Source organism: Humidesulfovibrio sp. (assembly GCF_035560995.1).
In the GTDB taxonomy this organism is placed as follows: Bacteria; Desulfobacterota; Desulfovibrionia; order Desulfovibrionales; family Desulfovibrionaceae; genus Humidesulfovibrio.
The window spans coordinates 1-10,927 of the sequence record NZ_DATMYK010000288.1 but is presented as its reverse complement, the minus strand read 5'-3'; the positions used below and the strand labels follow the sequence as shown (position 1 = coordinate 10,927).

The following is a 10,927-nucleotide window of genomic DNA, read 5'->3' as shown; positions in this document are numbered from 1 at the left end:
CCACGGGGGAATGCGCCCAGAAGGCGGCAGTAATGGCTGAGACGAAGTTCAGCGCGCCAGGTCCGTTCTGCGCGATGCAGGCCTGGGGCTTGCCGGTGACGCGCGCCAGACCATCCGCCGCGTGGGCGGCTGCCTGCTCATGCGCGCAGGGAATGAAGCGGATGCCCGCAGCCGGGAACAGGTCCAGAAGGTCCATGAATGCGGACCCGACGATACCGAAGACGTTCTGTACGCCCTCGGCCACCAAGGTTTCCGCCAACGCCTCGCTCGGGGTCATTTTCATCGCTGCCTCTCCTTTCCAGAACGGTTGGGCCGTCTTCAGAATTTGCCAACCCGTGGGGGTAGGCTTGTGAAGGAAAGAGCAAGCGTTGTGCCGTGTGCCGACTGCAACAAGAATTATCTTCATGATTTCATCTAAGATGCAGACTTGCAATGTTTTATTTGTTGTCAGGCGCTGGCTGCGGGACCAACTGACCTTGAACTTCATGCTTTGGAGTGTCTGGTGACGCAGACATGTCTGGACTGTCAGGCGTCAGGGAGCCAGACACTTTCCCGGAACGGGATTGTGCAGGGGGCGGAGACCAGACCCCGGCGCGTGAATTCGCAGGGAAAGTCAAGGTCTGACTGGATGGAGGAAGCTAGGAATTTATGATGGTTGCGGAGCAGGAAGCAGGCGGAACAGGGTGTCCGCTTCGGTCATGGAATCCAGGTAACAGCGCGAGAGATCTGGCAGGCACAGCCCCAAGCTGGCGGCCAGTTCCCCGGCCCGGGCCCAGTTGGCGTTCTCCATGGCCCGCACAAGGGAAAGCCATGCGGAGAGAGGGCTCGGCTGTCCGCACAAGGCGAGGCGGATATCATCATCGATGGGGACGCTCGCCAGGGCTTGAGCGGGAGGCATCTCCAGTATGGCCTCCAGGTAAGAGAGCAGGCCGAGCAGAGACAGCCTCGGCATGAGGGCCTCCCTGCCCGCGGCCTTGGCCACGCGCTTCAGAAAACCAGCACGCTGGGCCGCGTAGTAGCACAGCTCCTGGTGGCGGGCCGAGGGGGAAAGATCCGTCAGCAGAACCACTTCAAGCCACTTCTTCAAAGGCTTCCAGCCTGCCATGACAATGGCCTGCTGGATGGAGGTGACCTGCCGGGCCAAGCCGAAACTGGCGGAGTTGAGGAACAGCAACAGGCGGTACGTCAGGGCGGCGTCAGCCTCCACCACGCGGGCCAGGGCCTTGAAATCGGCGTCGGGCTTGTCCAGGCATTCCAGCAGGCGCAAGCGCGAGACCTGTGTGGCGGTGACACTCTTCTGGCTGGGACGCAGATTCATCTTGTTGAAGAAGAAGCCCTGGAACATGTCGGCGTTGGTGGCTCTGGCCTCCAACATGGGGTGCCAGCTGGCGAGGCCCCGCACCAGAGACTTTGCTCCGAACTCGTGGGCGGCGTTAATGCGCTCCTGAAGGTTTGGGCCGTTTTCCAGATTGCGGGTGTCGCAGATGATAATCTCGGCCAGGGTGTTCAGGGCGCGACAGGCCTGCGTGTTCTGGAAGCCGGACACGGCGATGCCGTAGCCCGCCTGCTTCAGTTCGTTCACAGCATCGGGGATGTCCGGGGTGGCGCCTGCGGCCTCGTCGACTTCAACGACGATACCTTGCGGCCACAGGAGCCGTGGCATGCGGTCCAGCACGGCTTGGGCCGGGAAGTACACGATTGTACGCGCGTGAGAGGGGCCCCGTTGCGGGAGGTAGGTTTCAAGCAGCATGTTCGCCGTTGTCTCATCGGCGAAAAGCTGGTTTTCGCCTCCGGGTTGGGCGAAGAGCATGGCCGTTCCCCACGGCTTCAGCCCCCGGTCGAAAACAGGCTGGCGGGTGACCATGAACCCCGGATCACATGTGTTCTGTTCAACGGTCATTGTCGCTCCAGAGTTTCACTAGAAAGCGTGTGCTGCGCAAAGTTCGAAACTGGAGAAACAAGCTCCAAGCTGCCCGTCGCTGGGCTTGGCTCATACGTATTCAATACATTCGATGCACTGAATTGGCAATATGCTGCGTAGAAAGAAGATGGTCTTTTTGCGATTATTTCTATGCCAAGTGTGGCATAGTATCAGAAAGTTGAATTTGTCATCGATAGGTCCTTCTGGGAAGGACGTCTCATTTGAGTGTAAAAAAGCCCCGCAACGGCGGTAGACCGTGCGGGGCTTTGTCAGCTCTGGAGCCAGCGCGGAGAATCGAACTCCGGACCTGCTGATTACGAATCAGCTGCTCTGCCAGCTGAGCTACGCTGGCTGACTCATGCGGAGCCTTGATACACAAGGCCGAAATGAGGGTCAAGGCGAAAATGGAGCCCTCGCTTCAGCCAACGTGCCGGACGCGTCTTCAGTCCAGCCTGTGCCCGCGCCGGTTCTCCCAGATGGGGATCATGGGCAGGAGTTCGCCGGTCTCAGCCTTGTCTGAGACGATGAGCAGCCCCTGGGCCTGGAGCATGTCCAGCCGAGCCTCGCGCGCCCGGTCCAGCAGTGGTTGGGCCTGAAGTTCCGCCCCAAGGGGAGAGATTGTGCAGGGCACCAGACGCTCCCAGCCCAGCTGGGCCGCAACTGGCATGAGCTGGGGCCGGGCCAGGATGGGCCCTGGCACAGGCAGGGTGCGCCCGCGCAACCAGCACATTGCCGGTAGCACAAGCGCGTGCATGAGGGCGAACACGGCCCAGGGAGTTCCAGGCAGTGCAAAGAGCAGCGTTCCACCGCGCACTGCGGCGAACATGCTTTTGCCCGGCGTGAGCGTGAGCCCGGTGAACAGTGGGGCGAAACCTGCCTCCTGCGCGGCCCGAAGGATGAAATCACGCTGACCAGGGCCGGTGCCTCCTGTGGTCACAATGCACTGGCAATCTTCAGTGGTGAGCCTGCGGCCGATTTCGCCCAAGTCATTGGGGCAAACCTCTGCCTGAACGTCCGGGACGCTGCGGTTGCGCATGAGGCCAGCGGCCAGCAGCAGGTTGTCCGCGGGCATGTGGCCGGGCGCGGGCTGAGCGTCGAGCGCCTCCAGTTCGTTGCCCAGGGCCAGCACCAGCACCTTGGGCGAGGTGTAGGCCTTGGCGCGCATGGCGCCGGAAACCGCGAGGGCAGCCAACACCGCAGGAGTAAGGTCCTCACCCCGGCGTACAATGCGCGTCCCGGCCTTGAGGTCGCTGCCGACCCCGCGCACATGGTCCAGCGCAGCCACGGGCCGCACGATGCGCAGTTCATCGCCTCTCACTTCAACAGACTCGCTGGTGACCACGCAGTCCGCACTGGCCGGAAGCGGGCCGCCGGTGAGAATGCCCGCGGCCTGACCGGGCTGTAGTGCCGCCGGGGCCGCCGTACTCGGACGTATTTGACCGCTGACGATCAGCGTGACGGGGGTTTCCTCGCTGGCTTGGCGCACGTCCTGGCTGGCCAGGGCGTAGCCGTCAACAGAGGATCTCGGCTCGGCGGGGGTGGAGCGCACCGCAAACAGATCCTGGGCGCACACCAGTCCCAGGCTGTCCATGAGCGGGATGTCGAGCACTTTTGGCGGGTACTCGCGGATATGGTGGCGGATGCGCTCTAAAGCCAGATCGCGGGAGATACGCTCCTGGGTCACGGGACCTCCTGTAGGGGGACGGCGCAGGCTGGCTGCGGTATCGCGCAGGGCACGCAGTTCATCCGGGGTGTTGGCGTTTTTGAAGGAGAGCAGGCCGGGATCGGCCTTGAGCAATTCTTCGACGGGCAGCGGGTTCACGCGGATCTTGTCGAAGAAGCGGATTATCTTGTGGTCGCCGCGCGCAAGCTGGGCCTCGATGTGCGGCAAGCAGCGGCGCGAGTAGAGCGCGCACAGGGGCTCGAAGTAGCCGTCCGGCTTCAGGGGCAGCACCACGTCGTCCTCGGGCCGCAGGTGGGCCAGCAGGGCGGTCAGCAGTTCCGCCCGCAGGAAGGGCGTGTCGCTGGCGGTAATGAAGACGTGATCAGTGCGGGCGTTCGCCAGGGCGGTGTGGATGCCCGTGAGCGAGCTGCGGCCGGGCAGGGCGTCCAGGGCCAGGCGCAAGGGCGTTTCGCCCGGAGAAGAGTTTGCGCAGTACCCCGCATACGGCTGCGGCTCCTTGGAGACGATGAGGATTTCGTCGAAACGAGCGGCAAGGGCTTCTTTCAGCCATTCCAGTATGCTGCGTCCGTCGATGTCGAGCAAGGCCTTGGCTGCGCCGTTCATGCGCGTGGCGGCTCCGCCCACGAGGATGGCGGCGCTGAGGCGGGTCGAGCTGGCGGTTGATGCGCTGAGCATATGAAATCTATATGGTGTGACGCGCTTTTCGGCAACACATGGGGCGGATATTTCTCGGCAAAGATGCCCGCCCGGCTCCCCAGCCCCTTGAGGCCCGGAGCCTGACAGTGTATCCAGGCGGACAACGGGGAATTCCTCCGGCAAACCGGCGAAGCCGCAGCACGCGCCAGGCGGCGTGAAAGCGGCATACGGGAGCCTTACGTGGACCAGCGCGCCTTGCAGGCCTTTTTCTCACCAAAGACCGTCGCGGTCATCGGAGCTTCGGCCACGCCGGGCAAAGTGGGCAATGCGGTGGTGGCCAATATGCTTGCCGCCGGGTTCAAGGGCCGCCTGTACCCCGTGAACCCCAAGGGCGGCACCATCGAGGACCTGCCCGTGACGCGCAGCCTGGGCGAGTTGCCCGGCGGCATTGATCTGGCCGTGTTCGCCGTCCCGCGCGACGCCGTGCTGCCTGCCTTTGAATACCTCGCCGCGCACGGCCTCAAGTCGGCCATCGTTTTGAGCGCAGGCTTCCGCGAGGCCGGGCGCGAGGGCTACACCCTGGAGCGCGATCTGGCCGCCTGCGCCCGCAGGCACGGCATCGCGCTGCTCGGTCCCAACTGCCTGGGCATGATGAACACCGCCCACGGCGTCAACGCCAGCTTTTCCGCCTCCCAGCCCGTGCCCGGCAGCGTGGCCTTCTGCTCCCAGTCCGGGGCGCTGTGCCAGGCCATTCTCGATTGGGCGCGGGGCGAGCACTTCGGCTTTTCCAAGTTCATCAGCCTGGGCAACAAGGCCGTGCTGAACGAGACCTCGCTCCTGGCCTACCTCGGCTCCGATCCGGCCTCAAAAGTCATTATGGGCTACATGGAGAACGTGGACGGCGGCGAGGAGTTCGTGCGCGCCGCGCGCGAGGTGAGCCGAAAGAAGCCTGTGATCATGCTCAAGGCCGGGTCCACCAATGCCGGGGCCAAGGCCGCAAGCTCCCACACCGGGGCCATTGCCGGTTCGGACGACGCCTATGCTGCGGCCTTCCGCCAGTGCGGCATCGTGCGCGCGCCGGACCTGGAGTCGTTGTTTTTCCTTGCCGAGGCCTTCTCCTGCCTGCCCCTGCCGCGCGGGCCAAACGTGGCCGTGCTTTCCAACGCCGGCGGGCCAGGCATCCTGGCGGCGGACGCCTGCGAGAAGACCAGCCTGCACATGGCCCGGCTCTCGCCGGAGACAATCCAGCGCCTGCAGGCCGCCTTGCCGCCCTATGCCTCGGTGTACAACCCCGTGGACATCATCGGCGACGCCGGGGCCGAGCGCTACAGGAAGAGTCTGGAGGCCGTGCTGGACGATCCCCTGGTGCACGCGGTGCTGCTGCTCATCGCGCCCACGGCCATGGTGGAGATCGAGGCCACGGCCACGGCCATCGCCCAGGCGGCGCGCCGTTCCAGCAAGCCGGTGATGACCTGTCTGCTGGGCCGGGCCCACGGCAGCATCGGGCGTGACATTCTGCGCCAGGCGGGCCTGCCGTGCTATGCCTTTCCCGAACCGGCCCTGCGCAGCATCGAGGCCATGTACGCTTACGCCCAGTGGCGGCAGAAGCCCGTGCCCGTGTTCGAGCCGCCCCGACGCGACCTGGATGCGGCCCGGCGAATTTTGGACGCGGCCACGGCCCAGGGCCGCCAGGAGCTGGCGGATTCCCAGGCCCGCGAACTTGCAGCCGCCTATGGCCTGCGTGTTCCGGCCACGGTGCTGGCGCGGGGCAGTGCGGAGGCCGTGCAGGCTGCCAAGGCCATGGATGTGCCCGTGGCGCTCAAGGTGGCCTCGGCCCAGCTGACCCACAGGACGGACGTGGGTGGGGTGGCCCTTGGACTTCTGGGCGACGAGGCCGTGGGCAAGGCCTTCCGGGACCTCACCGCCCATGTGCGGCGCATCCGGCCGGAGGCCGTGGTTTCTGGCTGCCTGGTGCAGGCCATGGCCCCGGCAGGCAGCCTGGAGGTCGTGGTGTCCATGCGGCGCGACGACCAGTTCGGCCCGCTTCTGATGTTCGGCCTGGGCGGCATCCACTCAGAAATTCTGAAAGATGTGTCGCACCACCTGATTCCCTTGAGTCGCGCCGAGGCTTTTGGCATGATCAGGTCCATCCGCTCCTACCTGCTGCTGAAAGGGGTGGACGGAGAGCCGGCCGTGAACTTTCGCGCCCTGGAGGACGTGCTGCTGGCCATGGCGGCCCTGGCGCAGGACTTTCCGCAAGTGTACGAGGCGGAGCTGAACCCTGTTTTGGTGAATGAAGAGGGCGCCCTGGTGGCAGAGGCGCGCCTGACGTTGCGCGGTTGATCCCATCCGGCAGATTCCGTACGGTTGATCCCGCCCGTGTAAATGGTCCCGCACCGGCAAGCGCCCCGCGCCCCACAGGCGCGCGCGAGGAGGAATAAATGGCAGTTGGCGTGTACATAGGCTCCACCACAGGCTATTCGGGCAAGAACCTCATCGCCATGTCCCTGGGCCTGCGCTTCAAGAAGCTGGGGCTCAAAGTGGGCTACATGAAGCCCGTGGGCGCCGTGCCCCGCAAGGAGGACGGCAAGCCCGGCGACGAGGACGCCATGTTCCTGCAGGAGGTTCTGGGCTTGCGGCAGGATCCTTCCCTGGTGACGCCTGTTGTGGTGAACCGCGACTTCACACGCCGCGCCTTCAGCGAGGACATCGGCGACCTGATGCCCGGCATAGTGGAAGCCTACGGCAAGCTTGCCGAGGGCAAGGACGTGATGATCATCGCCGGTTCGGGCAACTTCCTCGGCTCCGGCACCTATTGCGGGCTCGACGGCGTAAGCGTCTCTCGCGCGCTGGGAGCCAAGACCGTGGTTATCGACCGCTACTCCAACGAACTCAAGTACGACTATCTGCTGCGCTGCCGCGAGGCTCTGGGCGACGATCTGGCCGGGGTCATCCTGAACGACATCCCGGAGCACTACCGGCCTGAGGTGGACGAACTGCTGGTGCCTTTCTTCCGCCGCAAGGGGGTCGACGTGCTGGGCGTCATCGCCTCGGACCCCATCATGAGCGCCATCAAGGTGAGCGACCTGGCCGAGCGCCTGGGCGGCAAGGTCATCAGCGCGCACCACAAGGCCGACCGCGTGGTGGAGAATTTCCTCATCGGCACCATGCAGGTGGAGAACTTCCTGGCCCACTTCATGCGCCACAAGAACTCGGCCATCATCGTCGGAGGCGACCGGTCCGACGTGCAGCTGGTGGCGCTCGAGGGCAGCTGCCCCTGCCTCATCCTCACGGGGAACCTGCACCCCAACGACATCATCCTGACCCGCTCCGAAGTGCTCCAGACCCCCATCATCATGGTGCGCGAGGACACCTTCGCCGTGGCCAAGAAGATGGAGAACATCCTCTCGCGCCACAAGCTGCGCGACATGATCAAGGTGAACCACGGCGTGCGCCTGGTGGCCGACGCCCTGGACTTTGACCTGCTGCGCCAGCGCCTGGGCATGGAGTGACGCGCCCCGTTTTTTCGTCTAAGCTTGACCGATGCGGCCTGAATGTTCCCGGTCCCGGTCGGCCGCTTTGCCGGCCACCTGCACCGCCGGGTTTCAACCTGTGAAGCCCGCGCCACGACATCATACAGGAGATTTCATGCGTCATACCTCCCTGCTGAAAAAAGCCGCCGCCCCCTGCGCGGCCCTGCTTGTGGCGGCCCTGTGGCTGCTGCCCGCCCTGGCTCAGGACTCCATGCAGAAGCTCAAGGACCCGGCCTTCCCGGAGCACCGGCCCATGTCGGTGCCCTTCAAGCACAACGAGCACAATGAAAAGGCCCAGCTCAAGGACTGCACGGCCTGTCACCACGCCTACGACGCCACGGGCCGCCGCGTGCCGGGCGTCTCCACCACGCAGCGCCGTTGTTCGGACTGCCACCAGGTGCGGCCCACGCCCAACGACCAGGCCCCGGCCTTGATGATGGCCTACCACAAGCTCTGCCAGGACTGTCACCGCGCGCAGGGCAAGGGCCCGGTGAAGTGCAGCCAGTGCCACGTGAAGGAAGTGCCGGGCGGCTAGCCGTCTTCGCACGAGGTCTTTCGTTTCGGGAATGAAAAAGGCCGGGTTTCCCCGGCCTTTTCTTTTGCGTCCGTCGCCGCCTGAGGCGTCGCGCCGCTCTTTTCAGCACCCGTTATTTGCCTCGGCGTATGTTGTACACGGCACGGCCCACGGCCACGTGACGCTCCGGCTCGCCCGCGCTCCAGAGCACAACGCTGGCGTTGCCCACGCGGTTGCCCAAGAGGCGCACCTCGGCCTCGGCGTAGAGGTCCTTGGCCCCGGCCGGGCGCAGGTAGTCCACCGAGAGGTCGATGGTGGCGATGCGGTCCTCCAGGTGGCAACTGGTCCACACGGCGAAGCCGCCGGTGACGTCCACCAGGGTGGAGAGCACGCCGCCATGCAAGGCCGGGCGGCGCGGGTCGCCCACCAGCTCCGGCTTGAAGGGGATGCACAGCTTCACGCGGCCCTCAGCCAACTCCACCACCTTGATGCCCAGCCACTTGTTGAAGGGCAGGCCGTTCTCGATGATGTCCTTCAGCTTTTCGAAGTCCATGCCGCGCCCCTACAGAATGTAGCGCGAGAGGTCGCGGTTCTCCACGATCTCCGTCAGCTGGCCGCGCACGTACTCGCGGTCCACCACCACGCTCTGGCCACCCTTGTCCGAGGCCTCGAAGGACAGCTCGGCCAGGATCTTCTCCATGATGGTGTACAGCCTGCGCGCGCCGATGTTCTCGGCTTCCTCATTGATGCGTTGGGCCGTGGCCGCGATCTCGTGCAGGGCGTCGTCGGTGAAGGTGAGGGAGAGCCCCTCGGTGCCGAGCAGGGCGGAATACTGCACGGTGAGCGCGTTCTGCGGCTCGGTGAGGATGCGGTAGAACTCGTCCGCCCCGAGGGCCGAGAGCTCCACGCGCAGGGGGAAGCGCCCCTGAAGCTCGGGGATCAGGTCGCTGGGTTTGGCGTAATGGAAGGCCCCGGCGGCGATGAACAGGATGTGGTCGGTCTTGACCATGCCGTATTTGGTGTTCACCACGCAGCCTTCGACCACGGGCAGAAGGTCGCGCTGGACCCCCTCGCGGGAGACGTCCGGCCCGCCGTGGTCCTGGCGGCTGGCGATCTTGTCCAGCTCATCGAGGAAGATGATGCCCGACTGCTCGACCCGTTCGCGGGCGATGTCCTGCACCTTGTCCATGTCGATGAGTTTGTCCGATTCCTCCTGCACCAGCGCGGCGAAGGCGTCCTTGACCTTCATCTTGCGCAGCTTCTTCTTCTGCGGGAAGAAGCGGCCCAGCATGTCCTGCACCTGGCCGCCCATGTCCTCCATGCCGGGCATGCCCATGATGGACACGCCGGAACCTTCCTGGGTGGCCACCTCAAGCTCCACCATGCGTTCGTCGAGCTTGCCTTCGCGCCAGAGCTGGCGGAATTTCTCCCGCGTGCTCTCGTTGGCCGTGGCCACATGCTCCGCAGGCTGCGGCGAGGCCGGGTCCGGAATGGGGGTGAAGGAATAGCCGCCGGGCCTGGGCGTGCTTCCGGGCAGCAGCAGGTCGAGCAGGCGATCCTCGGCGTGCCCTTCAGCCCGCACGCGCACCTTCTCGCGCTCCTCGGTCCGCACCATGGTGATGCCGATCTCCATGAGGTCGCGGATCATGGACTCCACGTCGCGGCCCACGTAGCCCACCTCGGTGAACTTTGTGGCCTCCACCTTGTGGAAGGGGCTTTTGGCCAGTTTGGCCAAGCGGCGGGCGATCTCGGTCTTGCCCACGCCCGTGGGGCCCATCATGATGATGTTCTTGGGCGCGATCTCCTCGCGCAGTTCGGGGTCGAGCTTCTGCCGGCGCCAGCGGTTGCGCATGGCGATGGCCACCATGCGCTTGGCCTCGGCCTGGCCGATGACGTACTTGTTCAGTTCGGAAACGATCTCACGCGGGGTGAGGGAGCTCATTTGGCCTCCCGTTCCCTGGTCTCCAGGGTGATGTTCTCGTTGGTGAACACGCACAGTTCCGCCGCGATCTTCATGGCGGCGAGGGCGATGTCCTTGGCGGGCATGGAGGTGTGTCGCTTGAGCGCGCGGGCTGCGGCCAGGGCGTAAGATCCGCCCGAGCCGATGGCCGCCATGCCGTCGTCGGGTTCGATGACGTCGCCCGTGCCGGTGATGAGCAGGATGTTTTCGGCGTCGGCCGCCAGGATCATGGCCTCCAGCCTGCGCAGGTACTTGTCCGTGCGCCAGTCCTTGGCCAGTTCCACCGCAGCGCGCACGAGGTTGCCGGAGTGGGACTCGAGTTTCTTCTCGAAACGCTCGAACAGGGTGAAGGCGTCCGCCGTGGCCCCGGCAAAGCCCACCATGACGCGGCCCTTGTAGATGGTGCGGACCTTCTTGGCCGTGTGCTTCATGGCGATGCTCTGGCCCAGGGTCACCTGGCCGTCACCCGCCATGGCGGTGCCTTCCTCGCTGCGCACGGCGAGAATTGTGGTGCCGTGAATATCCATGTTCGCTCCTTGTGGTCTAGGGAACCTGCGGCGGACCGAAAAGCGCCTCGGCCAGGCCGCTCCAGAAAATAAGGGCATCAGCGCCGCGCAGGAACAAGGCGACGCGTTGGACAAGCCCCTGCTCAAGTCCCCGGCGCAGCTCGGCCAGGGCG

The 10,927-nt window shown here is 65.1% G+C and carries 9 protein-coding genes and 1 tRNA gene; 3 read left to right on the top strand and 7 right to left on the bottom strand.

Annotation, left to right across the window (positions count from 1 at the left end):
- From VN419_RS11290 to VN419_RS11275, 4 genes are all read right to left on the bottom strand, one after another.
- Positions 1 to 487: thiamine pyrophosphate-binding protein (locus tag VN419_RS11290; protein ID WP_325647330.1), on the bottom strand; the 487-nt coding region annotated here is incomplete at its 3' end.
- 159 nt (positions 488 to 646) lie between these two features.
- Entirely contained in the window at positions 647 to 1,900 is a 1,254-nt protein-coding gene (locus tag VN419_RS11285; RefSeq protein ID WP_325647329.1) for an EAL and HDOD domain-containing protein, read from the bottom strand.
- A 297-nt stretch (positions 1,901 to 2,197) separates the two neighbouring features.
- Positions 2,198 to 2,273, bottom strand: a tRNA-Thr gene (locus VN419_RS11280).
- A 90-nt stretch (positions 2,274 to 2,363) separates the two neighbouring features.
- Positions 2,364 to 4,280: an NTP transferase domain-containing protein gene (locus tag VN419_RS11275; RefSeq protein WP_325647328.1), complete on the bottom strand. Its 1,917-nt coding sequence runs from the start codon at positions 4,278 to 4,280 to the stop codon at positions 2,364 to 2,366.
- A 201-nt stretch (positions 4,281 to 4,481) separates the two neighbouring features.
- On the opposite strand from VN419_RS11275, the gene VN419_RS11270 reads away from it, so the two are divergent.
- The 3 genes from VN419_RS11270 to tmcA all read left to right on the top strand — a co-directional run bounded on the left by VN419_RS11270 (position 4,482) and on the right by tmcA (position 8,309).
- Complete coding sequence (locus VN419_RS11270) at positions 4,482 to 6,584, top strand: acetate--CoA ligase family protein (RefSeq protein WP_325647327.1); 2,103 nt, start codon at positions 4,482 to 4,484, stop codon at positions 6,582 to 6,584.
- Positions 6,585 to 6,682: 98 nt separating this feature from the next.
- Positions 6,683 to 7,753, top strand: coding sequence for a phosphotransacetylase family protein (locus VN419_RS11265; RefSeq protein ID WP_325647326.1), 1,071 nt, complete (start codon positions 6,683 to 6,685; stop codon positions 7,751 to 7,753).
- 136 nt (positions 7,754 to 7,889) lie between these two features.
- Positions 7,890 to 8,309, top strand: a complete 420-nt coding sequence (gene tmcA, locus VN419_RS11260; RefSeq protein ID WP_325647325.1) for an acidic tetraheme cytochrome c3 TmcA — start codon at positions 7,890 to 7,892, stop codon at positions 8,307 to 8,309.
- Positions 8,310 to 8,421: 112 nt separating this feature from the next.
- Here tmcA and VN419_RS11255 read toward each other — a convergent pair whose 3' ends face one another.
- From VN419_RS11255 to hslV, 3 genes are read right to left on the bottom strand one after another with little or no spacing between them, the layout of a single operon-like run.
- Positions 8,422 to 8,841, bottom strand: a complete 420-nt coding sequence (locus VN419_RS11255) for a PaaI family thioesterase (protein WP_325647324.1) — start codon at positions 8,839 to 8,841, stop codon at positions 8,422 to 8,424.
- A gap of 9 nt (positions 8,842 to 8,850) precedes the next feature.
- Positions 8,851 to 10,230 carry an ATP-dependent protease ATPase subunit HslU gene (gene hslU / locus VN419_RS11250; RefSeq protein ID WP_325647323.1) on the bottom strand — a complete coding sequence of 460 codons (1,380 nt, stop codon included), beginning with the start codon at positions 10,228 to 10,230 and terminating at the stop codon, positions 8,851 to 8,853.
- Positions 10,227 to 10,775 (bottom strand): ATP-dependent protease subunit HslV, encoded by a 549-nt coding sequence (gene hslV / locus VN419_RS11245; protein ID WP_325647322.1) that lies wholly within the window; start codon positions 10,773 to 10,775, stop codon positions 10,227 to 10,229. Before hslV ends, hslU begins: the two co-directional genes overlap by 4 nt.
- Positions 10,776 to 10,927 lie beyond the last annotated feature (152 nt).

Excerpts from the sequence above, each read along its gene's own strand:
- VN419_RS11265 (WP_325647326.1), top strand. The coding sequence starts at position 6,683 with ATGGCAGTTGGCGTGTACATAGGCTCCACCACAGGCTATTCGGGCAAG.
- tmcA (WP_325647325.1), top strand. The coding sequence starts at position 7,890 with ATGCGTCATACCTCCCTGCTGAAAAAAGCCGCCGCCCCCTGCGCGGCC.
- hslV (WP_325647322.1), bottom strand. The coding sequence starts at position 10,775 with ATGGATATTCACGGCACCACAATTCTCGCCGTGCGCAGCGAGGAAGGC.
- VN419_RS11285 (WP_325647329.1), bottom strand. The coding sequence starts at position 1,900 with ATGACCGTTGAACAGAACACATGTGATCCGGGGTTCATGGTCACCCGC.
- VN419_RS11275 (WP_325647328.1), bottom strand. The coding sequence starts at position 4,280 with ATGCTCAGCGCATCAACCGCCAGCTCGACCCGCCTCAGCGCCGCCATC.
- VN419_RS11255 (WP_325647324.1), bottom strand. The coding sequence starts at position 8,841 with ATGGACTTCGAAAAGCTGAAGGACATCATCGAGAACGGCCTGCCCTTC.
- hslU (WP_325647323.1), bottom strand. The coding sequence starts at position 10,230 with ATGAGCTCCCTCACCCCGCGTGAGATCGTTTCCGAACTGAACAAGTAC.